Raw genomic sequence first — 23,217 nt, forward strand, 5'->3', positions numbered from 1 at the left:
ACCCTTCTGTTGGCTGTCGCCGCCTCCAGCGCCAGTGCCCAGGAATCTCCCCGCCTCGCCGACAACGCGCCGGACCGCCATATCGTGGTGCCGGGCGACACCCTGTGGGGCATCGCCGGCAAGTTCATCCAGGAACCCTGGCGCTGGCCCGAAATCTGGCGCCTGAACAAGGACCAGATCAAGAATCCCCACCGCATCTACCCGGGCGACGTCATCGTCATGGTCACCGGCGAGGACGGCAAGCCACAGCTCAAACTGGCCAAGTCGCTCAAGCTGCAGCCGCGCGAGTACAGCGAAGCGGTCAAGAACGAAATTCCCACCATTCCGCAAAGCATCATCGAGCCCTTCCTGTCCCAGCCCCTGGTGGTGGACCCCAGCGCCATGGACAAGGAAGCCCGCATCATCGCCACCCAGGAAGGACGGGTCTATCTTGGCGGCGGCGACCAGGCCTACGTGGTCGGGGTACGGGAGCCTTCCGAATTGTGGCAGGTCTATCGTCCCGGCAAGGCCATGCTCGATCCCGACACCAAGGAAGTGCTGGGCCATGAGGCGTTCTACCTGGGCACGGCCAGGCTGATCCAACCGGGAGAGCCCTCCGTCATGGAAATGGTGGAGGTGAAGCAGGAGGTCGGCAAGTTTGACCGGCTGATGCCCGCATCCCGCCCCGAACTGATCACCTATGCGCCCCGTCGTCCGGAAGCCAAGGTTGAGGCCCGCATCATCGCGGTGTACGGCGGTGTCGGCACCGGTGGGCGCTACTCGGTGGTATCCCTGTCCAGGGGCAGCCGCGACGGACTCGAGGTCGGCCACGTCCTGGCCTTGCTGCGCAGTGAAAAGGTCTATGAACAGCGCAACGAACAGGGCGAGCGGGAACTGGTCAAGGTGCCGCCCCAGCGCTATGGCCTGGTCTTTGTCTTCCGGACGTTCGAGCGGGTTTCCTACGCCCTGGTCATGGATGCTGCCTTGCCCCTGTCTCTGGCCGATCTGGTACGCAATCCCTGAGCCCCCGCCGTGGCTGATCCGGCCCTCACCGCCTGGCTCCGGCTGACGCTGGTTCCGGGCGTCGGGCCGGAGACCCAGCGCCATCTGCTGGCCGCCTTCGGCCTGCCGGAACAGGTTTTCTCCGCCCCCCGCAGTGCCCTCAAGCAGGTCGTCGGCAAGAAGGCCGATCTGCTGCTCGACACGGACAATCAGGAAGCGGTGGACCGGGCCCTGGACTGGGCCGGCAAGCCGGGCAACCGCATCCTGACCCTGGCCGATCCGGACTATCCCCAGCTGCTGCTCGAATCCGCCGATCCGCCCAGCCTGCTCTATGTGAAGGGCCGGGTGGAACTGCTCAACCGGCCTGCCCTGGCCATTGTCGGCAGTCGTAATGCCACGCCCCAGGGCCTCAAGGATGCCGAGGCCCTCGCTGCCGATCTAGCGGCCCAGGGGCTGACCATCGTCAGCGGCCTGGCCCTGGGCATCGACGGCGCCGCCCATCGGGGCGGGCTGAAAGGGGAGGGCGGCAGCGTCGCCATCATCGGCACCGGGGCCGATCGCATCTATCCCTCGCGGCACAAGGAACTGGCGCTGCAACTGGCGACCGAAGGCGCCATCGTTTCCGAATTCCCCCTGGGTACGCCGGCGGTGGCCCACAATTTTCCCCGCCGCAACCGCATCATCGCCGGCATGGCCAAGGGCTGCCTGGTGGTGGAAGCCGCCCTGGAAAGCGGCTCCCTCATCACCGCCCGCCTGGCGGCCGAACTGGGCCGGGAAGTGTTTGCCATTCCCGGCTCCATCCATTCGCCGGTGGCCAAGGGCTGCCACCGGCTGATCCAGCAGGGGGCCAAGCTGGTGCAGGAAGCCCGGGACATCGTGGAAGAAATCGGTCCCTTCGACCCCCCGGGCTGCAAGCCAGCAAGGACGCCACTTTCCACCGGCAATACGCCAACAACCGCGCCAATCCTTGATCCTGGCCAGGCTGCCGTACTCGATGCCCTCGGCCACGACCCGGCCAATCTGGACCAATTGCTGCAGCGCACAGGCTTGACGACGGAAGCCCTATGCGCCATCCTCGTGACGCTGGAACTGGCGGACCGCGTTGCCAGTCTTCCTGGAGGCCGCTACCAGCGGCTTTCCCCCACCTGATACGTTGCCAATGTTCGACATCCTCGTCTATCTCTTCGAAAACTACGTCGATTTCGCCGACTTCAGCAAGTCCGGCAATCAACCCGATTCACCCGATTCCCAGGCCGACACGGCCCTCAGCCGCAAACTCACCGCGGCCGGCTTCTCCGAAGAAGAAATCAGCGAAGCCCTGGAATGGCTCCAGGGCCTCAAGGCCACCCTGCCGACCCGCCAGCTGCAGGCCGATTCCCGTTCCCTGCGGGCCTACACGCCGAACGAAAGCGCCCACCTGGGTGCCGACGCCCTGGGCTTCCTGCATTTCCTGGAACAGGCCAAGGTCCTTTCCGCCGACCTGCGGGAACTGGTCATCGAGCGGGCCATGGCCCTGCCGGACGACCGGTTGTCCCTGGGCCGCTTCAAGGTCATCGTGTTGATGGTCCTGTGGAGCCAGGAGCAGAACCTGGATACCCTCATCGTCGAAGAACTACTCTCCGACGCGGAACCCGAACACCTGCATTAAGTCCATCCGTCGGGCCTGCCAGCCGGGGCGACTGAGGGGTCGCACCAGATGGCGCAGGCAGCATGATGGGCGAAGCACGCAATATGCAGGCTTCGCGCGTCAAATTAGTGGCTGCTTGCTTGCCAAGGCCCGTAAGTCCCTCTTATCATCCCCCGCACCTCCCGACCGGGACTGCCAGAGGCCCCTGCCATGGGCAAACAGCTCATCATTGCCGAAAAACCTTCCGTCGCTGCCGACATCGCCAAAGCCCTTGGCGGTTTCACCAAGCATGACGACTATTTCGAGAGCGACAACTTCGTTCTCTCCTCTGCTATCGGCCATCTGCTGGAACTGGTGATCCCCGAGGAATACGAGGTCAAGCGCGGCAAGTGGTCCTTTGCCCACCTGCCCGTGATCCCGCCCCACTTCGAACTGAAGCCGGTGGAGAAAACCGAGTCCCGCCTGAAGCTGCTGACCAAGCTGATCAAGCGCAAGGATGTGGACGGCCTGGTGAACGCCTGTGACGCGGGCCGCGAGGGCGAGCTGATCTTCAATTACATCGCCCGCCATGCCAAGTCCGGCAAGGCCGTGCAGCGGCTGTGGCTGCAGTCCATGACGCCCCAGGCCATCCGCGACGGCTTCGCCCGTCTGCGCCGCGGCGAGGAAATGCAGGGGCTGGGCGATGCCGCCGTGTGCCGTTCCGAATCCGACTGGCTGGTCGGCATCAACGGCACCCGGGCCATGACCGCCTTCAACTCCAAGACCGGCGGCTTCCACCTCACCACCGTGGGCCGGGTGCAGACCCCGACCCTCTCCCTGGTGGTGGAGCGGGAACGCAAGATCCGCGAATTCAAGGCCCGTCCCTACTGGGAAGTGGAGGCCACCTTCGCCGCCGCTGCCGGCGAATACAAGGGCAAGTGGTTCGACGAAGCCTTCAAGGGCAAGGACGAGGACGAACACGCCCGGGCCGACCGCCTGTGGGACGAAGCCCGGGCCAAGGCCCTGCAGGCCAAGTGCGAAGGCCAGCCCGGCGAAGTAAGCGAGGAGGCCAAGCCCTCCACCCAGCTCTCGCCCCTGCTCTTCGACCTCACCAGCCTGCAGCGGGAAGCCAACAGCCGCTTCGGCTTCTCCGCCAAGAACACCCTGGGCCTGGCCCAGGCCCTGTACGAAAAGCATAAGGTCCTGACCTATCCCCGGACCGACTCCCGGGCCCTGCCTGAGGATTACCTGGGCACGGTGCAGGCCACCCTGCAGATGTTCAACGGCGAAAACCTGACCAAGGGTTCCGACACCTCCGTGGTGGACCGCTACGGCATCTTCGCCAACAAGATTCTCAAGTCCAAGTGGGTGGTGCCGAACAAGCGCATTTTCAACAATGCCAAGATTTCCGACCACTTCGCCATCATCCCCACCACCCAGGCGCCGAAGAATCTCTCCGAGCCGGAACAGAAGCTCTATGACCTGGTGGTCAAGCGCTTCCTCGCCGTCTTCTTCCCCGCCGCCGAATACCTGATCACCACCCGCATCACCCGGGTCGCCGGCGAACCCTTCAAGACCGAAGGCAAGGTCCTGGTGAATCCGGGCTGGCTGGCCATCTACGGCCGCGAAGGCCAGGAGGGCGACGAGGGCAACCTGGTGGCCGTCTCCCAGGGCGAGAAGGTGCAGACCGAGGAAGTGGCGGTCAATCAGAACGAGACCCGGCCCCCGGCCCGCTACTCGGAAGCCACCCTGCTCTCCGCCATGGAAGGCGCCGGCAAGATGGTGGACGACGAGGAACTGCGTGCCGCCATGGCCGGCCGTGGCCTCGGCACTCCGGCCACCCGGGCCCAGATCATCGAAGGCCTGATCACCGAACAGTATCTGCACCGCGAAGGCCGGGAACTGATCCCCACCGCCAAGGCCTTCTCCCTCATGACCCTGCTCAACGGCCTGGGCATTTCCGAACTGACCTCGCCGGAACTGACCGGCGAATGGGAATGGAAGCTGGCCCAGATCGAGCGCGGCGACCTTTCCCGCAGCGCCTTCATGCAGGAAATCGAGGAAATGACCCGGCACATCGTGGACCGGGCCAAGAGCTACGACAGCGACACGGTGCCCGGCGACTTCGGCCTGCTCAAGTCGCCCTGTCCCAAGTGCGGCGGTCTCATGCGCGAGACCTACAAGAAATTCCAGTGCGGCGATTGCGACTACGGCCTGTGGAAGATCGTCGCCGGCCGCCAGTTCGAGCCGGAGGAAATCGAGACCCTGCTCACCGAACGCCAGGTCGGCCCCCTGATGGGCTTCCGCAACAAGATGGGGCGGCCCTTCAATGCCCTGATCAAGCTCAACGACAAGAACGAACCGGAATTCGACTTCGGCCAGGACCGCTCCGGCGAGGACGGCGGCGAACCGGTGGACTTCTCCGGCCAGGAAAGCCTGGGACCCTGTCCCAAGTGCGGCAGCCCTGTCTATGAGCACGGTCTGGCCTACGTCTGCGAAAAGTCCGTGGGTCCGGCCAAGAGTTGCGACTTCCGTTCCGGCAAGATCATCCTGCAACAGGCGGTGGAACGGGAACAGATGCAAAAACTGCTGTCCACCGGCCGCACCGATCTGCTCAAGGACTTCATTTCCGCCCGCACCCGGCGCAAGTTCTCCGCCTTCCTGGTGAAGGGCAAAGACGGCAAGGTCAGCTTCGAGTTCGAGAAACGGGAGCCCAAGGCCCCTGCGGCGAAAAAAACCGCCGCCAAGGCCGAGCCCAAGGCAGCGGTGGAAAAGCCCACCAAAGCCCCGGCAAAGCGCAAGGCGAAGGAAGCCTGAGGTTAAGCAAGGCAAAAGAAAAGGGCTCGGTGTGAACCGAGCCCTTTTTGCATCCGGGCCGCCGCCAGGCGGCGAAGCGTTGAATTTACTTATTCTTCGAGCAGGACGCGCAGCATCCAGGCGTTCTTTTCATGCACTTCCATGCGCTGGGTCAGCAAATCGGCCGTCGGCTGGTCGTTGGCCTTGTCCACCACCGCGAAGACCTGGCGGGCGGTGCGGGCCACAGCTTCCTGGCCGGCCACCAGCTGGCGGATCATGTCCTTGGCCTTGGGCACGCCGTCTTCCTCGGTGATGGAAGCCAGTTCCACGAAGCGCTTGTAGGAGCCGGGAGCCGGGTAGCCGAGGGCGCGGATGCGCTCGGCGATCAGGTCCAGGGAGTTCCACAGTTCGGTGTACTGGGTCATGAACATGGTGTGCAGGGTCTGGAACATGGGGCCGGTGACGTTCCAGTGGAAATTGTGGGTCTTCAGATAGAGGATGTAGCTGTCTGCCAGCAGGTGGGAAAGGCCGTCGGCGATTTTCTTGCGGTCTTTCTCGGTGATGCCGATATCGATCTTGGTTGCCATGTGGATTCTCCTTTCAAGCTTCTCAATAACCATGCGCCCATTGTGGCCGATGGCGGCCGCCCGGGCCAATGACTTATCCCTATGGATTGAATAGGGACGGGCAATACAGGCGGACTACAGTACCTTAACCCCGGGTGGCGGACATTGCAAAATAGCGGCCCGCACCGCATCGATGGCCTGGGGCCGGGGGAAGGTGACGCGCCAGGCCAGCACGATGCGGCGGGAAGGCTCCGGCGCCTTGAAGGGAATGACCCGGGCCAGGGACGGATCCGGCGGCGCCACCTCGACGGCGGAAGCGGGCAGCACGGCGACGCCGGTGCCGCTGGCCACCATCAGGCGGATGGTCTCCAGGGAGCCGCCCTCATAGGAACGTTCCAACCCACCCGGCTCGGTCAGGCGCGGACAGGCGGCCACCACCTGGTCGCGGAAACAGTTGCCCTGGCCCAGCACCAGCAGTTCCTCCCCCTTCAGTTCCCCCGCATCCACCGACTTCCGCTCGGCCCAGGGATGGGCCGCCGGCACCAGCATGCGGAAGGGTTCGTCGTACACCGGCTGGGTGACGATGCCCGGCTCGTCGAACGGCTGGGCCACCACGATCACGTCCAGCTCGCCCCGCTTCAGGGATTCGGCCAGCACGTGGGTGAAATTCTCCTGCAGGTAAAGGTGCATGTGGGGCACGGCCTGGTGCAGGGCCGGCACCAGCCGGGGCAGCAGATAGGGGCCGATGGTGTAGATCACTCCCAGGCGCAGGGGCCCGCTGAAGGGATCCTTGCCCCGCTGGGCGATTTCCTCGACCCGCTGGGCCTCGTTCAAGACCTTCTCGGACTGCCGCGCCACCTCTTCGCCGATGGGCGTCAACCGCACTTCGGCGGCGCTGCGTTCGAACAGCAGCACCCCCAGGCGCTCTTCCACCTTTTTCAGGGCCACCGACAGGGTGGGCTGGCTCACGTGGCATTTCTCGGCGGCGCGGCCGAAGTGGCGCTCCCGGGCCAAGGACACGATGTAGCGCATTTCCGTCAGGGTCATGCTGTGTATAACTCAGGTAAAAGTGGTGGAACCAATTGTGCACAACCTGGGCAGGCAAGGGTAGGGGAAAAATCCCTGCACAATCTTCCCACACCACTGCACAGAGGTTTCTCACAGGGATTTTTCGGACCTAAGCCAATGAATGGGATTGGCTTTTCAAAGTTATCCACAGACTTGAGGCTGAGTTAACTGGTTTACGTCTTTGTATACATAAAAAACAGTGAACAACCCCTAGGGAAAAGCCGTGAAAACCGGAACGGCTGAAAAAAGCCAAAGCGGGCGGGGAAAAAACGACCCAGGCCGGAAGGCAGAAAGGGCGGGTCAAAGGAAAGATGATGGCTGGAGAAGCGCTATTTTTCTTGCTCACAGGCATGGCACCCTGAAAATTGCCGTCATTCCTTGATTCCCCGGCACCAAAGAAAAAGCCCCGCGTTGGCGAGGCTTTTGTACTCAGGCCGGCTTCAGCTTTTCCAGATCCTCGGCTTCCAGCCAGCGCCACTCGCCCGGTGCCAGATCCGCGGGCAGGTCCAAAGCGCCGATCCTCACCCGCTTCAAACCCTCCACCCGGTTGCCTACAGCGCCCAGCATGCGCTTTACCTGGTGGTACTTACCCTGGGTGATGGTCAACCGCAGTACGGTGTCGCTGACGAGCTCGCAGCTATCCGCAACCACCGGCTCGTACTCGCCATGAAGGAGAACCCCGGCCAGCAGCTGATCGATCTGGGCCTGGTCGATGGAATGCTTGGCCGTAATCTCATAAACCTTGGGCACCTTGCGCTTGGGCGAACTCATCTGGTGGATGAACTGGCCGTCGTCGGTCATCAGCAGCAGGCCCGTGGTGTCCTCATCAAGGCGGCCGACGCATTGCACGTCCCGGTTCACCAGCTCCTCCGGCAGCAGGGTGAAGATGCTGCGGTGGTGCTTGGGCTTGTGGGAGCACTCGTAGTCCCCCGGCTTGTGGATCATCAGGTAAGCCTTTTCCCGGTAACGCCAGGGCTGGTCGTCCACGGTGAATTCAAAACCCTCGGGATCCACTTCCAGGAAGGGGTCTTCCACCACCACCCCGCCGATTTCCAGCCAGCCGTTACGCACCAGGGCCCGGCATTCCTTGCGGGTGCCGAATCCCTGGCTGTGCAGCAGTTTTTCCAGTTGCATGGTGACGCTCTCTCCTAATCCGGCCGCCGCGGCGACCGCTTACACACTTTTACAACCCCTTGCCGGGGTGAAACACCTGGGACGCCCTGGCCTTCCTATACTGGGCCCGTCGATTCAATGAACCCCGAACCCAGGAGAAACATCATGTCAGGACGCCATGTTCTCGCCTTCCTCGCCCTTGCCGGCTTCGCTTTTGCGGTACAGGCCCAGGAAGCCCCCCAGCCGGCCCCCAAGGGCCCCGCCATGCAGGAACGCTGCGCCGCCAACCCCAAGGCTTGCGAACGGCTCAAGGAGCGCCACGACGCCTCCTGCAAGGATAACCCCCAACGCTGCGAAGAGTTCAAGGCAAAACGGGAGGAAATGCGGCAGAAGTGTAAACAAGACCCGGCCGCCTGTGACAAGGCGCGGGAAGAAATGCGTGCCAAAGCCCGGGAACAGTTCGAACAGCGCTGCAAGGAAGATCCCAAGCGCTGCGACGACATGAAGAAGCGCTTTGTCGAGAGCCGGGGCAAACGCCACGGCGACCGGCCCGCTCCCGCACCGGCTGCACCGGCATCCGCTCCTCCCCAGAACTGAAGCCTCTTTTCTTCTCTTTTACCGCCCCCTTCACCGGGGGCTTTTTTTATTCAGCTCCAGCTAAGGGTTGTTCACTGTTTTTTATGTATACAAAGACGTAAACCAGTTAACCTGGCCCCAAATCTGTGGATAACTAATTTTTCTCCCGATACAACAATTGCTTAAGCCAGAAAAATCCCTGTGCAAAACGTCTGTGTAGCGCTGTGAGGCAATTGTGCAGGGTTTTTGCCAAACCAGCGAAACAGGGAGTTGTGCACAACTGGTACCCGATCCATACCCAAGTTATGCACAGGCTGTTAACAGGTGTTGGGGAACCGCCGCCATCGTTGCTACTCTGACAACCTCAACCCCATCCATCAGCGAGGAAATTCCATGAGCCAGACCGTTACCCTGGGCGGCAACCCCATTCGAGTGGCCGGCCAACTGCCTGCCGCCGGCAGTACCGGCCCCGCCTTCACCCTGACCGGCAAAGACCTGGGCGAAGTGACCCTGGCCGGCCTGGGCCCGGTGCGCAAAGTGCTGAACATTTTCCCCAGCATCGATACGCCCACCTGCGCCACCTCCGTGCGCCGCTTCAACCAGGCGGCCGGTTCCCTGGCCAACACCGTGGTCCTGTGCATTTCCGCCGACCTGCCTTTTGCCCAGGCCCGCTTTTGCGGCGCCGAAGGTCTGGAAGCGGTGCGCACCGTGTCCACCTTCCGCAATCCCGAATTCCTGCAGAACTACGGCGTGGCGGTGGAAAACGGCCCCCTCAAGGGTCTCTGCGCTCGTGCCGTGGTGGTGCTGGATGCCGACAACAAGGTCCTGCACAGCGAACTGGTCGGCGAGATCAAGAACGAGCCGAATTACGACGCAGCCCTGGCGGTACTCAAGTAAGGCTGCCTGAAAAAAATAAAACGCCCGGCTATGCCGGGCGTTTTTCATTGCGGCTTTGCTGGCGGATCGGCAAGCAACCCGCCCAAGTCTGAAGCGCCTCCGATCAGGCCCCCTTCCACGCCGGCACATAGCCGGCCGGAGTAGTGGAGCCCTGGGTCAGGCGGCGCCCCAGGGCTGCCGCCGGCTGCTCGATCCAGCGGTGAAACAGCTGCGCCAGCAGCACACTGCAGACAAACGCCAGCAACAGGCCCAGGGCCGCCTGCTCCGGCGAGTAGAGTTCCAGCCGGGTCCACAGGGCGCCGACAAACACCAGCACCGGGAAATGCACCAGGAACAGGCTGTAGGAAATCCGCCCCAATTCCAGTACCGCCTTGTGCTGCGGCCAGCGGGCGCCCCAGCCGCGCCATTCCGCGTGCCATAGCAGCAGGCCCACCAGCAGGGCGCTGAGCAGGCGCCAGCGCCATTCAAAACCCATGGCTGCCAGCAGCAGCAGGGCGTAGAGCCAGAACTGCAGGGGGGAACGGGCTTGGCGCACGGCATGGTGAATGACGATGCCCATGAAGAAGTAGGGGAAGAAATACAGCCACCAGCCGTCCAGGGCCCCATCCAGATTGAAGTGGAAGAGGGCAAAGGCCGCCGCCGGCCAGCCCAGCAGCAGGGGCATGTTGATACGGCCCCGGCCCAGACTGTCGCGCAGCCACAGGCTGCCGGCATACACCAGGGCCAGCTGAAAGTTGATGCAGACGAACCAGAAGCCCGCCGACAGTTGCTCATAGCCCAGCAAGCCCTGGAGGAAGAAGAGGTGGGCCAGCACCTGGGGCAGGCTCACGGGGGACCCGGTGATCTCCTCCGGCAGCCATTCCCGCCCATAGGCGTAGGCCAGGCACACCAGGATCATGGCCGCCAGGTAAGGCAGCCCCAGGCGGCAATAACGCTGCACCACGTAGCGCCCCAGGGCCGGCAGGCGCCAGTCGCGCCCGCTCATGCTGAGGGCCATCACATAGCCCCCCACGACGAAGAACACCTGGGTGGCCCGGGCGTGGTCCGCCAGCCAGTCCAGCAAGTGGCCCAGCAGGGGGGCGGCCCATTCCTTCAGCGGTGGATACAGGGCGAAGTGGTGCCAGGCGATGATTACCGCCGCCACGGCCCGCAGGCCGGTAATGAAATAACGCTTGTCGGAAGCCGGGCTCGCCGTGCTTCCGCCCTTGATGACTGATTGCATGGGCATGATGGCCGGCCGTGCAGCGCCGCAGCGGCATTGTCGGCAGAAGTATTGAAAAAGCGGGGCGGGTTGAGCCGAAGCAGCGCTGACGCGCTAAAACGCCGGAAAAGACCACCAGGGCGGCAGCCTTTCGGGGTGGGAATATCGGTTCCCTTTTGTGACTTTCAAGCCCTCGACCTGGAAGAAGAGGAGAGGCCTAAAGATGGACAGAGTCTAGGGAAAGTAACAGCCTGGGGAAAGCCGGGATTGGCGTACGGGGATTGACGGGCAGGGCGGTCATTCACAGGCAGCTGGTATTGGGTGCTTTTGTGTGAGTTGCTTCGATTCAAATACTGGCACGTTGGTGCAGCTTGAAAGATTGCTTCTCAGCCAATGCTGCCCTTACAGATAAGGCCAGTCTCTGCCATCAGGCGGATGAACTGCTCGGCGAGTAGGCGACGATAGCCGGCCCTCTTCGGTTAAAGTCTACATTTTTCGCAGTATGACGAATGCGAAATGATGGCCGTCAAAAGCCAATAACTGGGAGGAATAGTCTCGTATGAGTGCTATAACGCCGCATTACCGAACCGTGCAGCAATTGCTGCAAAGTCAGTCGTTTTCCATTGATGAGTACCAGCGCGAGTACAAATGGGAAAAGGAGAATATCGACGAACTGCTATCGGATTTGCAGGCAAAGTTTTTTAGCCACTATAAGCACGGGGATGAGACGCCCGCGGTCAGTGCTTATGGCGAGTATTTTCTTGGTTCGATCATTGTCAGCAAGCGCAACGGCAAGAACTACCTAATTGATGGCCAGCAGCGAGTGACTTCGCTGACCTTATTGCTGATCTGTCTTTATCGTGCAGCACAAGAAAATGGTTTGCCGGTGGTTCAAACCGTCGCGCCCTTGATCTTTAGCGACAACCTCGGGCAGCCGAGATTTAACCTTGACATTCCTGAACGTCTGCCGGTCATCAAGGCGTTGTTTGAGGGGCATTCGTTTAATCCTGATGGCAAGGATGAATCCATTCAAACAATGTATGCGCGCTATCAAGACATCGAGGACAACGATCTTTTCGATGAGTTAAAGGAAGCGCTGCCGCATTTTGTCTATTGGCTACTAACGCGGGTTGGTTTGATCGAAATCGCTACTGATAACGATAGCTATGCCTACGCGATTTTCGAGACGATGAATGACCGGGGTAAGCCATTGAGCCCTGTAGATATGCTTAAAGCCTATCTGTTAGCGCCCATCGAGGAGGCGCAGCCTCGATCAAAGGCTAATCAAATCTGGAAGCAAAACGTGCTGGAGTTGATCTCCTGGGGAGGTGAGCACGAGCCAGAGCGCGACGCAAATTGCATCAAGGCATGGCTGCGTGCGCAATACGCCGAAAGTATTCGCGAACGGAAAGCAGGCTCTACCGATAAAGATTGGGAGCTGATTGGTACGGTTTTTCACCGCTGGGTACGGGATCACAGCGAGCAGTTGGGGTTAGGTAATGCAGCCGCCAATCTGACGATGATTGTTGAAAGCTTCCCGTTTTTTGCAAAGGCTTACCGCCGAATTTTGGATGCCAGTAAGCACTTCACTCCGGGGCTGGAGGCGATCTACTACAACGCGCACAACGATTTTACATGGCAGAGCACCGTGCTCTTGGCGTCGCTGTGTGAATCGGATGATGACGATACAGTAAGGCGAAAACTTGCAGTGACAGCCACTTATCTGGATATCTGGTTGATGCGCCGAGTAGTTAATTACATCCGTGTTGGATACTCCAGTGTCTCCTACGCTATGTGGCTACTTTGCCGCGATATTCGTCGTAAGCCTTTCCTCGAGTTACAGACTATCCTCGCAAAAAAACTGGCTGATGATGATGTGACCTTTTCGGGTAGCCCGAGCAAGAACCGAAGCGGGATCGACGGCCTGGGATTAAATCAGTTCAGCCGCCGCTACATCTATCACTTGCTGGCGCGCATCACTGCGGCGACAGAAGCGGGTTCCGGACGTACTCAATCATTCGATAAATTAGTGGTTCGTGACGTCAAGAATCCATTTGATATCGAGCATATTTGGGCCGACAACTACGACGATGTGAAATCGCTATTCGCGAGCGAAACTGAATTCCGAGAGTGGAGAGATCATGTGGCGTCGTTGTTGCTCCTGCCTGCCGATGTGAATCGCAGTCTGCAGGATAAGCCTTACGAACAGAAGCGGTGTCACTACGCCAAACAGAACTTTTATGCGGCAAGCCTGGACGTAGGTGCATACCAGCATCAACCTCAGTTCCTTCAGTTTGCGGATGCTAATCAGCTACCCTTCGAATCTTTTGGCAATTTCACCAAGAGTGAGCAGCTACAACGACGAAAGCTCGTTGCGGCGCTAGTTGAATTGGTATGGTCGCCATCACGTTTGAGTGAGATTTGATGTGCCTGAAATTCAAAAGTTAGGACGGTGAGCGTAGACCGAGAAATCTGTTGTGGGTGTGTCATGAACTTTGTGTAAAGCAGCCATTGCGATTGGCTTTGTGGAAAAACTGCTTCGGCCGATGAGCAGACAAAAAAATGCCACTCACTGGGAGTGGCATTTTCATTTTATGAAGTCCAAGAAAATTTAGACTTCAGCCGAATCCTGCACCATCACACGTCGATGTTCTGCGCCCGCAGGGCGTTGCTTTCGATGAAGTTGCGGCGGGGTTCCACCAGTTCGCCCATGAGGGTGGTGAAGACTTCGTCGGCGCCGATGGCGTCGTCGATGCCGACCCGCAGCAGGCGGCGGACGTTGGGGTCCATGGTGGTTTCCCACAGCTGCTCGGGGTTCATTTCGCCCAGACCTTTGTAGCGCTGCTTGCTGATGCCCTTTTCCACTTCGTTGAGCAGCCAGGTCATGGTGCTGGCGAAGTCGGCGACGGCCATCTTCTTTTCGCCGCGCTGGATCAGGCCGCCGGGGCCGAAGAGGCCGTTGAGCAGTTCGGCGGTCTTGCGCAGCTGCAGGTAGTCGCCGGAGCGCAGGAAGTCTTCGTCGATGCTGCTGACCTTGCGGTTGCCGTGGTGCATCTTTTCCATGCGCACCTGCCAGCTTTCCTGGGCTTCGTTGTAGTGGGCGAAGACGTCGATGCCGTCGCTGGACACCTTGGCCAGCAGGGCGGCGCTGGCCTTGGCGGCGGCTTCGTCGTCCAGCTTCAGCTCCAGGTTGTGGTGCACCAGGGCGTGCAGCACTTCCGGGTTGATGTGGTTGGAGAGGCGGTTGATGACGGCCTCGGCCAGAAGGTATTCCCGGGCCAGGGATTCGAGGGCTGCGCCGCTGATGGGCTCGGCGCCGGCCCGGGGCAGCAGCTCGGTGCCTTCCATGGCCATCTGCAGCAGGAACTGCTGGTACTCGTGGTCGTCCTTCAGGTAACGCTCGGTCTTGCCGTGCTTGACCTTGTAGAGGGGCGGCTGGGCGATGTAGATGTGGCCGCGCTCCACCAGCTCGGGCATCTGCCGGTAGAAGAAGGTGAGCAGCAGGGTGCGGATGTGGGCGCCGTCCACGTCGGCATCGGTCATGATGATGATGCGGTGGTAGCGCAGCTTCTCGGGCTTGTATTCGTCCTTGCCGATGCCGGTGCCGAGGGCGGTGATGAGGGTGGCGATTTCCTGGCTGGAGATGAGCTTGTCGAAGCGGGCCTTTTCCACGTTGAGGATCTTGCCCTTGAGGGGCAGGATCGCCTGGAACTTGCGGTCCCGGCCCTGCTTGGCGGAGCCGCCGGCGGAGTCACCCTCCACCAGGTACAGTTCGCACTGGGTGGGGTCCTTCTCCTGGCAGTCGGCCAGTTTGCCGGGCAGGCCGACGCCGTCCAGGATGCCCTTGCGGCGGGTCATTTCGCGGGCCTTGCGGGCCGCGTCCCGGGCGCGGGCGGCTTCGACGATCTTGCCGCAGATGGTCTTGGCATCCACCGGGCGTTCCAGCAGGAATTCGGTGAGCTTGGCCGCCACCACTTCTTCCACCGCCGGACGGGCTTCGGAAGAGACCAGCTTCATCTTGGTCTGGGAGGCGAACTTGGGATCGGGCATCTTCACCGAGAGAACGCAGGCCAGGCCTTCGCGCATGTCGTCGCCGGTGATTTCCACCTTGGCCTTCTTGGCGATCTCGTTCTCTTCGATGTACTTGTTGATGATGCGGGTCATGGCCGCCCGCAGGCCGGTGAGGTGGGTGCCGCCGTCAGACTGGGGAATGTTGTTGGTGAAGCACAGCACCTGCTCCTGGTAGGAGTCGTTCCACTGCATGGCCACTTCGACGCCGATGGTGACGCCGGTGTCGCCGACCTTGGCTTCGCCGGCGGAGTAGAAGATGCTGGGATGCAGGACGGACTTGGTGCGGTTGATGTATTCGACGAAGCTTTGCACGCCGCCGGCAAAGGCGAACAGCTCTTCCTTGCCGTTGCGCTGGTCCACCAGGCGGATGCTGACGCCGTTGTTGAGGAAGGACAGTTCGCGCAGGCGCTTGGCCAGGATTTCGTAGTGGAACTCCACGGTGCCGAAGATTTCGTCGTCGGCCAGGAAGTGCACTTCGGTGCCGCGCTTGTCGGTATCGCCCAGCACCTTGAGGGGGGAGACTTCGAAGCCGTCGCGCACTTCGATGACGCGTTCCACCGGGACGCCCCGGTTAAACTCGATGAAGTGGCGCTTGCCGTCGCGGCGGATGGTCAGGCGCAGCCACTTGGAGAGGGCGTTCACGCAGGAGACGCCAACGCCGTGCAGACCGCCGGAAACCTTGTAGGAGTTCTGGTTGAACTTGCCGCCGGCGTGCAGTTCGGTGAGGGCGATTTCGGCGGCGGAGCGCTTGGGCTCGTGCTTGTCGTCCATCTTCACGCCGGTGGGAATGCCGCGGCCGTTGTCGGTGACGGAGATGGAGTTGTCGGCGTGGATGGTGACGGTGATGTCGTCGCAATGGCCGGCCAGGGCTTCGTCGATGGAGTTGTCCACCACTTCGAAGACCAGATGGTGCAGGCCGGTGCCGTCGGAAGTGTCGCCAATGTACATCCCCGGGCGCTTGCGCACGGCCTCCAGGCCTTCAAGGATCTGGATGCTGGATTCGCCGTAGGCGGGGGCCCCTTCCTGCGGGGTGTTCATTTGCGGGTTTTCTTCGCTCATTGTTCCTGTTCCACTTAAAACTGCAAAAGGTCCGCCGGGCGGCGGACCTTAGATCACGGCGTTCGGCGGCGATCAGATGCGCATGGGCATGACGACGTACTTGAAGCGGTCGTTGCCCGGCACGGTGATGAGGGCGCTGGAATTGGCGTCGTTGAAATTGAGGGTGACGGTGTCGCTGCTGACGTTGTTCAGCACGTCGAGCACGTAGCCGACGTTGAAGCCCACATCCAGGGAGTCGCCGGCGTATTCCACTTCCAGCTCTTCCTGGGCTTCTTCCTGCTCGGCGTTGGCGGCCATGACCTTGAGGCTGTTGCCCTGGAGTACCAGGCGCACGCCGCGGAACTTTTCGTTGGTCAGGATGGCGGCGCGGACCATGGACTGCAGCAGGGCGGTGCGGCCCAGCTCCAGGCTGTTCTTCAGGGTGGCGGGGATGACCCGCTCGTAGTCGGGGAACTTGCCGTCGATCAGCTTGGACACCAGCACCACGTTGCCGAAGGCGAAACGCACCTGGTTGGCGGAGAGGGTGATTTCCAGGGCGTCGTCGGAATCGGCCAGCAGGCGGTTCAGCTCGAGCACGGTCTTGCGCGGCAGGATCAGTTCCTGGCGGGGCAGCTCGGCTTCGATCTCCATGCTGGCGAAGGCCAGGCGGTGGCCGTCGGTGGCCACGGCGCGCAGTTCCTTGCCTTCGGTCAGCAGCAGCAGGCCGTTCAGGTAGTAGCGCACGTCCTGGGCGGCCATGGCGTACTGGGTCTGGGCCAGGAGCTGGCGGAACTGCTTCTGGGTGACGGAGAAGCGCTTGGCGTCGTCGTTGCCGATGGCCATGCGGGGGAAGTCGTCGGCGGGCAGGGTCTGCAGGGTGAAGCGGCTCTTGCCGCCGCGCACCAGCAGGCGCTTTTCTTCCAGCACCAGGCTGACTTCCGTGCCTTCGGGCAGGGAGCGCAGGATGTCCTGCAGCTTGCGGGCGCCGACGGTGACGGCGCCGTCGCCTTCACCGCCTTCGGCGGCGGCGCTGGTGGTGATCTGGATTTCGATGTCGGTGGCCAGGAAGGTCAGGGCGTCGCCCTTCTTTTCCAGCAGCACGTTCGACAGGATGGGCAGGGTGTGCCGCTTCTCCACAATGCCGGAGACCGATTGCAGCGGCGAAAGCAGCGTGTCGCGTTGGGTCTTGATTAGAAGCATAGAGATCAATCCTTAAAAGATAGTAGCGGCGCCAACTCTGTGGATAACTCGCGTTGATCCGATTATTGCAGAAGCCTGTGTTGCGAAAACCTGTTGCCTCCGGCTGCCCGCGCAAAAGGGCGGGTCACCGGGTGAAGCCTGGGAAAATCGGGGCTGCCCACGGCGAAACCTCGATTATCCACATTTCATCCCGGGAAAAAACCCGGGGCACGACATAAGTGCAGGCTTTTCAGCCTTTCAGGACCTGCAGCAGCACGTGCAGGTCGTGGTTCAGTTCGTTGTCCTTGGCCCGCAGGGTGTCGATGGTGCGGACCGCATGCAATACCGTGGTGTGGTCCCGGCCGCCGAAGGCATCCCCGATCATGGGGTAGCTGTGGGGCGTCAGGTCCTTGGCCAGCCACATGGCCACCTGGCGCGGCCGGGCGATGGCCCGGGTGCGTTTCTTGGAATAGAGGTCGGCCACCTTGATCTTGTAGTACTCGGCCACGGTCTTCTGGATGTTCTCCACCGTGATCTGCCGGTTGAAGGCACCGATGACGTCCTTGAGGGCGTCCTTGGCCAGGTCCAGGGCGATCTCGCGGCCGTGGAAGAGGGAATAGGCCAGCACCTTCTTCAGGGCGCCTTCCAGCTCCCGCACATTGGAACGCAGGTGCTTGGCGATGAAGAAGGCTACCTCGTCGTCCAGGGCCACGCCCTCGGCTTCGGCCTTCTTCTTCAGGATGGCCACCCGCATTTCCGTCTCGGGCGGCTCGATCTGCACCGTCAGGCCCCAGTCGAAGCGTGTCACCAGGCGGTCGTCGAGGCCGTTGATGTCTTTCGGGTAGGTGTCGCAGGTGATGATGATCTGCTTCTTGGCTTCGGTGAGGGCGTTGAAGACGAAGAAGAACTCTTCCTGGGTGCGGTTCTTGCCGTTGAAGAACTGCACGTCGTCCACCAGCAGCACGTCCAGGGACTTGTAATAGCGCTTGAAGACGTCGAAGGATTTCTGCTGGTAGGCCCGCACCACATCCGAGTAATAGTCCTCGGCGTGCACGTAGCGCACCACCTTGTCCGGATCGGCCTGCAGGATGGCGTTGCCGATGGCGTGGATGACGTGGGTCTTGCCCAGGCCGACGCCGCCGTAGATGAACAGGGGGTTGTAGGAGACGCCCGGATTCTGGGCTACCTGCATGGCGGCAGCCCGGGCCAGGTCGTTGGCCTTGCCCACCACCAGGTTGTCGAAAGTGAAGCCGGGAATCAGGCGGGTCTTCTCGTAGCTGCTCTGGGGGCCGTTATTGCGGCGGGCGGCGGGAGCCGGTGCCGGGGCGGCGGCAGGTGCCGGGGCCATGGTTCGGGGGGCGGCGGCGGGAATCTCGGCGGGTGCGGCTGCCGGCGCCGTGGGCCGGGCCACAGCCACGGCGGTGCGGCCGCCGCCGATGCCCAGGCTGATGGCGACAGGGGCGGAGAAGTGGCTGTGGGCCAGCTCCTCGATGCGGGACAGGTAGCGCTCCTTCACCCACTTCAGGATGAAGCCGTTGGGCGCGAGCAGGCGCAGGCCTTCGGCGAGGTTGTCCTCGCCTTCCAGCCGCAGGGGCTTGATCCAGGTGTTGAATTGCTGGGGCGGCAGTTCTTGTTCGAACTGGCTCAGACAGATTGACCAGAAACCGCTCATTACCTCAACCACTCGGAAACCGGACGCCGGGGGCGCCCCGTCAGCCGGGGACAAGTCCGGTTCGGAGGCCGCAGCCCCCGGGCCGGCAGGATGGGGCCCCGCAGGGCCCGACCCGGAAAATAAAAAAGCCTACGCTTCAATAGGCTGGGAACGGGGCACAGGCCAGGGCCGCGCCGCCGGGAATCGCGTGCTCCGGAAAAGGCGGCAGCGGGCTTGTTGCATTTTTACAATGGCGCTGCCGGCCAGAGCGAAGGCGCATTTTAGCCTGTCTGGGAAAAGTTATCCACAGGCCGGGGCGAATTTTCCCGGGGCGGCCAATCGTTTTGTTCTTGACAGCCCGGGGGTTAACCCATTCTAATTGCGCGTTTATCTTTCCCCAAGCATCAAGGACTTAAGACATGAAGCGCACTTACCAACCCTCCGTCGTCCGTCGCAAGCGTACCCACGGCTTCCTGGTCCGCATGAAGACCAAGGGTGGCCGCGCCGTCATCCGCGCCCGCCGCGCCAAGGGCCGCAAGCGTCTGGCCGTTTGATCGGACCTGACCTGCCCGGTAGCTCCGGGGAGGTGACGCCGGTGTCTGACGAGTCTCGACTCCAGGCCCCCCAGCGCTTTCCCTTCCCCAAGCGCTACCGCTTGACCAAAACGGATGAGTTTTCATCCGTTTTTGGTTTTCGGAGGGCCATAAAAGGCCCTTACTTCCTCCTGCACTGGCGTCTTTGCAGTCCGGAGGAGGCCCGACAGGGCGCCCGCCTGGGCCTGGTGGTCGGCAAGAAGCTGTGCCGTGCCTCCGTCGGCCGCAACCGGGTGAAGCGCCTGGCCCGGGAAGCCTTCCGCCTGCAGCGGCAGGATTTCCCGGCGGTGGATTTGATCCTGCGTCTGGGGGTTTCCCTGGATAAGGCCAAGCCGCGGCCGAGCAAGGCGGAAATGGCGGCCGAGATCGCCGGCCTGTTGCGGCGCCTCAGCCGTCGCCTGGCGGAGCCCCGGGATGCCGGAAACCCGCCGCCCGCCGCAAACCCGGCAGCACCGGAGCCTCGGTAATGAAACGACTCAGAGCCCTCAGCATCATGCCGTTCCTGCTGCTGTTGCGCGTCTACAAATACGCCATCAGCCCCATGCTGGGTCGTAATTGTCGTTTCGAACCGAGCTGTTCCGACTATACTGCCGAGGCTCTGAAGAAGCACGGCGTGATCAAGGGGCTGTGGTTGGGCTCGCGGCGGCTGCTGCGCTGCCATCCCTTCCATCCCGGCGGTTACGATCCGGTGCCCTAAGTGGCTGCGCCACGCCGCGCCATGAATTCCAAAACCTGCAATCGATAGGCTGTGCATGGATAACCGTCGCCTGTTCCTGTTCCTGATCTTCGCCGTCTCCATCATCATGTTGTGGGACGCCTGGGTGAAACATAACCAGCCCAAGGATGTGCCGGCCACCGCCGCTGCCACCCAGGCCGGGGCCGCACCCGCTCCCTCCGCCACGCTGCAGTCCGGCGCTGCCGCCGTTGCCGCAGCCGTCGCCGCGCCGGCGCCGGTCAAGGCCGAGACCGTCACCATCACCACCGACCTGATGGTGGCCGACATCTCCACCCAGGGCGGCGATCTGGTGCGTCTCGAACTGCCCGGCTACAAGTCGGCCACCGACGAGAGCAAGCCCTTCCAGCTGTTCGGCGAGGACCACCGCTACAGCGCCCAGAGCGGCCTGATCGGTGACGGCCTGCCGACCCACAAGACCATGTTCAAGGTGCTGCCCGGCCCCCGCGAGATGGGCGACAGCAAGGAACTGCAGGTGCGCCTGGAAGCCGTGACCGACGGCGTTAAGGTGACCAAGGTCTATACCTTCCGCAAGGGCTCCTTCCTGGTGGACGTGGGTTATGAAATCCACAATGGCAGCGCCAAGGCCATCGCCCCCCATGCCTACTTCCAGCTGGCCCGGGACGACAAGGCGCCGGCCGGCGAGTCCTCCATGGTCAGCGTTTATACCGGCCCGGCCCTGTATACCGAGCAGGACAAGTTCCACAAGCTGGCCTTCTCCGACATCGAGAAGGGCAAGGCCAAGGTGCCCCAGAACGCCGACAACGGCTGGGTGGCCATGGTGCAGCACTACTTCGTTTCCGCCTTCGTGCCCCAGGGCAAGTCGCCCCGCGAATTCTTCGTGCGCAAGGTGGAAGCTCCGGCCGACGGCAAGCCCGGCGTCTATTCCGCCGGCGTCATCGTGCCCGTGGCCCAGGTGGAAGCCGGTGCCCAGGGCAGCGTCAGCGTGCCCCTCTTCGCCGGTCCCCAGATCCAGTCCCAGCTCAAGCAGGTCGCCGAAGGCCTGGACCTGGTGGTGGACTACGGCTGGCTGACCGTCATCGCCGCGCCCATCTTCTGGGCCCTGGAGTGGATTCACAAGCTGGTGGGCAACTGGGGCTGGGCCATCGTGGTCCTGACCATCGCCCTGAAGCTGATCTTCTTCCCCCTCTCCGCCGCCTCCTACAAGTCCATGGCCAAGATGCGCCAGGTGACGCCGCGCCTGCAGCACATCAAGGAGCACTTCGCCGACGACCGCCAGCGCATGAACCAGGAGATGATGGATCTGTACCGCAAGGAAAAGATCAATCCCCTCGGCGGCTGTCTGCCCATCCTGATCCAGATTCCCGTGTTCATCGCCCTCTACTGGGTGCTGCTGGGCGCCGTGGAAATGCGCAACGCGCCGTGGGTCGGCTGGATTCACGACCTCTCCGCCCAGGACCCGTTCTACATCCTGCCGGTGATCATGATCGCCACCATGGTGATCCAGACCCGTCTCAACCCGACCCCGCCGGACCCCATCCAGGCCAAGGTCATGATGATGATGCCCTTCGTCTTCGGCTTCATGTTCTTCTTCTTCCCGGCCGGCCTGGTGCTGTACTGGGTGGTGAACAACGTGCTGTCCATCGCCCAGCAGTGGCAGATCACCCGCATGATCGAGGCTGGCGGCAAGGCGGCCAACGACGCCAAGGCCTGATGTCCGCGAAAAGGCCGCCTGAGGGCGGCCTTTTTTTCGTTAACGCTCCGGAATCCTCCCCGCCATGATGCCCCGCACCGACACCATCGCCGCCATTGCCACCGCTCCCGGCCGGGGCGGCGTCGGGGTCGTGCGCATCTCCGGCAGCGGCCTGCTGCCCCTGGCCGAACAGCTCACGGGCAGGCTGCCCCGGCCGCGCCACGCCACCCTGGCCGATTTCCGCGCCGCCGACGGCAGCGTCATCGACAGCGGCCTGCTGCTCTTCTTCCCCAACCCGTCCTCCTTCACCGGCGAGGACGTCCTGGAACTGCAGGGCCACGGCGGCCCGGTGGTGCTGCAGATGCTGCTGGCCCGCTGCCTGGACCTGGGCGCCCGTCTCGCCGAGCCTGGCGAGTTCACCCGCCGCGCCTTCCTCAACGGCAAGCTGGACCTGGCCCAGGCCGAAGCCGTGGCCGACCTCATCGACGCCACCACCCAGGCCGCCGCCCGCAGCGCCGTGCGCTCCCTGCAGGGAGAGTTCTCCCGGGAGATCCGCGTCCTCACCGACGAGCTGATCGAACTGCGGGCCCTGACCGAGGCCACCCTGGACTTTCCCGAGGAGGAGATCGACTTCCTCAAGGCGGCCAACGCCTTCGGCCGCCTGGACAGCCTGGCGGCCAGGCTGGAGGCGGTGTTCGACCGGGCCCGCCAGGGCCGCCTGCTGCAGAACGGCCTGCACGTGGTGCTGGCCGGCCAGCCCAACGTGGGCAAGTCCAGCCTGCTCAACGGCCTGGCCGGCGACGAGCTGGCCATCGTCACCCCCATCGCCGGCACCACCCGGGACGTGGTGCGGGGCAACCTGCAGATCGAGGGCATCCCGCTCCACGTCATCGACACCGCCGGCCTGCGGGAGACGGAGGACGAGGTGGAGCGCCTGGGCATCGAGCGCACCTGGCGCGAGATCGAGAAGGCCGATGTGCTGGTGCTGCTGGCCGATGCCCGGGAAGGCATCGCCCATGGGGAGGAGGCCATCCTCAGGCGTCTGCCGCCGGACCTGCCGCGCATCACCGTCTACAACAAGATCGACCTCACCGACCGGGCGCCGGAGCGCCATGAGGAGCCGGAAGGAGGGGAGGGCTGCGTGGCCATTTCCCTTTCCGCCAAGAGCGGCGCCGGCCTCGACCTGCTGCGTCGGGAGCTGCTGCGCATCGCCGGCTGGCACGAGGCGGAAGACGTCTTCATCGCCCGGGAGCGCCACCTGCGGGCCCTGGCTGCCGCCCAGGAGCACCTGCAGCTGTCGCGCCAGCGCCTGCCGGCCCTGGAGCTTTTCGCCGAGGAACTGCGCCTGGCCCAGAACGCCCTCTGCCACATCACCGGCGAGTTCACCGCCGACGACCTGCTCGGCGAAATCTTCGGCCGCTTCTGCATCGGCAAGTAGGCCCCGCCGGGCTAACCCCGGTGGCATTTTTCCTGGTCTAGAATGGGTTTTTCCCA

At 62.7% G+C, this 23,217-nt stretch carries 19 protein-coding genes; 12 read left to right on the plus strand and 7 right to left on the minus strand.

What is annotated here, in order from left to right:
* Positions 1-9: 9 nt before the first annotated feature.
* The 4 genes from AC3QLZ_RS11035 (at position 10) to AC3QLZ_RS11050 (ending at position 5,404) form a co-directional block, all read left to right on the plus strand.
* A complete protein-coding gene (locus AC3QLZ_RS11035; RefSeq protein ID WP_232058792.1) occupies positions 10-1,002 on the plus strand; it encodes a LysM peptidoglycan-binding domain-containing protein in 993 nt (330 codons plus the stop codon).
* A gap of 9 nt (positions 1,003-1,011) precedes the next feature.
* On the plus strand, positions 1,012-2,130 hold the full coding sequence (gene dprA, locus AC3QLZ_RS11040; protein ID WP_014235927.1) for a DNA-processing protein DprA: 1,119 nt from the start codon (positions 1,012-1,014) through the stop codon (positions 2,128-2,130).
* Between the two features lie 10 nt (positions 2,131-2,140).
* Complete coding sequence (locus AC3QLZ_RS11045; protein ID WP_014235928.1) at positions 2,141-2,629, plus strand: Smg family protein; 489 nt, start codon at positions 2,141-2,143, stop codon at positions 2,627-2,629.
* A 189-nt stretch (positions 2,630-2,818) separates the two neighbouring features.
* A complete protein-coding gene (locus tag AC3QLZ_RS11050; RefSeq protein ID WP_014235929.1) occupies positions 2,819-5,404 on the plus strand; it encodes a DNA topoisomerase III in 2,586 nt (861 codons plus the stop codon).
* Positions 5,405-5,493: 89 nt separating this feature from the next.
* On the opposite strand, the gene AC3QLZ_RS11055 is transcribed toward AC3QLZ_RS11050, so the two are convergent.
* The 3 genes from AC3QLZ_RS11055 to AC3QLZ_RS11065 all read right to left on the minus strand — a co-directional run bounded on the left by AC3QLZ_RS11055 (position 5,494) and on the right by AC3QLZ_RS11065 (position 8,151).
* Positions 5,494-5,970, minus strand: a complete 477-nt coding sequence (locus AC3QLZ_RS11055; RefSeq protein ID WP_014235930.1) for a Dps family protein — start codon at positions 5,968-5,970, stop codon at positions 5,494-5,496.
* A gap of 114 nt (positions 5,971-6,084) precedes the next feature.
* Complete coding sequence (locus AC3QLZ_RS11060) at positions 6,085-6,996, minus strand: hydrogen peroxide-inducible genes activator (protein WP_014235931.1); 912 nt, start codon at positions 6,994-6,996, stop codon at positions 6,085-6,087.
* Positions 6,997-7,446: 450 nt separating this feature from the next.
* Positions 7,447-8,151 carry a pseudouridine synthase gene (locus tag AC3QLZ_RS11065; protein ID WP_014235932.1) on the minus strand — a complete coding sequence of 235 codons (705 nt, stop codon included), beginning with the start codon at positions 8,149-8,151 and terminating at the stop codon, positions 7,447-7,449.
* 144 nt (positions 8,152-8,295) lie between these two features.
* On the opposite strand from AC3QLZ_RS11065, the gene AC3QLZ_RS11070 reads away from it, so the two are divergent.
* Positions 8,296-8,727: a hypothetical protein gene (locus AC3QLZ_RS11070; protein ID WP_014235933.1), complete on the plus strand. Its 432-nt coding sequence runs from the start codon at positions 8,296-8,298 to the stop codon at positions 8,725-8,727.
* Between the two features lie 372 nt (positions 8,728-9,099).
* Positions 9,100-9,603, plus strand: coding sequence for a thiol peroxidase (gene tpx / locus AC3QLZ_RS11075; protein ID WP_014235934.1), 504 nt, complete (start codon positions 9,100-9,102; stop codon positions 9,601-9,603).
* Between the two features lie 103 nt (positions 9,604-9,706).
* On the opposite strand, the gene AC3QLZ_RS11080 is transcribed toward tpx, so the two are convergent.
* Positions 9,707-10,831, minus strand: coding sequence for an acyltransferase family protein (locus AC3QLZ_RS11080; protein ID WP_014235935.1), 1,125 nt, complete (start codon positions 10,829-10,831; stop codon positions 9,707-9,709).
* Positions 10,832-11,363: 532 nt separating this feature from the next.
* Between AC3QLZ_RS11080 and AC3QLZ_RS11085 the strand changes: the two genes are divergently transcribed.
* Positions 11,364-13,229, plus strand: a complete 1,866-nt coding sequence (locus AC3QLZ_RS11085; RefSeq protein WP_014235936.1) for a DUF262 domain-containing protein — start codon at positions 11,364-11,366, stop codon at positions 13,227-13,229.
* Between the two features lie 212 nt (positions 13,230-13,441).
* Here the strand turns inward: AC3QLZ_RS11085 and gyrB are convergent, their stop codons facing one another.
* From gyrB to dnaA, 3 genes are all read right to left on the minus strand, one after another.
* The gene (gyrB, locus tag AC3QLZ_RS11090; protein WP_014235937.1) at positions 13,442-15,934 is read right to left on the minus strand and encodes a DNA topoisomerase (ATP-hydrolyzing) subunit B; all 2,493 of its coding nucleotides are present in this window, start codon (positions 15,932-15,934) and stop codon (positions 13,442-13,444) included.
* Positions 15,935-16,006: 72 nt separating this feature from the next.
* Positions 16,007-17,113 carry a DNA polymerase III subunit beta gene (dnaN, locus tag AC3QLZ_RS11095; protein WP_014235938.1) on the minus strand — a complete coding sequence of 369 codons (1,107 nt, stop codon included), beginning with the start codon at positions 17,111-17,113 and terminating at the stop codon, positions 16,007-16,009.
* Positions 17,114-17,342: 229 nt separating this feature from the next.
* Positions 17,343-18,764, minus strand: a complete 1,422-nt coding sequence (dnaA, locus tag AC3QLZ_RS11100) for a chromosomal replication initiator protein DnaA (RefSeq protein WP_014235939.1) — start codon at positions 18,762-18,764, stop codon at positions 17,343-17,345.
* Between the two features lie 398 nt (positions 18,765-19,162).
* On the opposite strand from dnaA, the gene rpmH reads away from it, so the two are divergent.
* The 5 genes from rpmH to mnmE all read left to right on the plus strand — a co-directional run bounded on the left by rpmH (position 19,163) and on the right by mnmE (position 23,161).
* A complete protein-coding gene (gene rpmH / locus AC3QLZ_RS11105; RefSeq protein ID WP_014235940.1) occupies positions 19,163-19,297 on the plus strand; it encodes a 50S ribosomal protein L34 in 135 nt (44 codons plus the stop codon).
* 41 nt (positions 19,298-19,338) lie between these two features.
* Positions 19,339-19,803 (plus strand): ribonuclease P protein component, encoded by a 465-nt coding sequence (gene rnpA / locus AC3QLZ_RS11110; protein ID WP_014235941.1) that lies wholly within the window; start codon positions 19,339-19,341, stop codon positions 19,801-19,803.
* Positions 19,803-20,033 (plus strand): membrane protein insertion efficiency factor YidD, encoded by a 231-nt coding sequence (gene yidD, locus AC3QLZ_RS11115; protein ID WP_014235942.1) that lies wholly within the window; start codon positions 19,803-19,805, stop codon positions 20,031-20,033. The genes rnpA and yidD overlap by 1 nt, the downstream gene beginning before the upstream one ends.
* A gap of 55 nt (positions 20,034-20,088) precedes the next feature.
* On the plus strand, positions 20,089-21,744 hold the full coding sequence (gene yidC / locus AC3QLZ_RS11120) for a membrane protein insertase YidC (protein WP_014235943.1): 1,656 nt from the start codon (positions 20,089-20,091) through the stop codon (positions 21,742-21,744).
* A 64-nt stretch (positions 21,745-21,808) separates the two neighbouring features.
* Positions 21,809-23,161 (plus strand): tRNA uridine-5-carboxymethylaminomethyl(34) synthesis GTPase MnmE, encoded by a 1,353-nt coding sequence (gene mnmE / locus AC3QLZ_RS11125; protein WP_287874605.1) that lies wholly within the window; start codon positions 21,809-21,811, stop codon positions 23,159-23,161.
* Positions 23,162-23,217 lie beyond the last annotated feature (56 nt).

The sequence above is a fragment of the Azospira sp. MPR-LB4 genome (assembly GCF_058809525.1).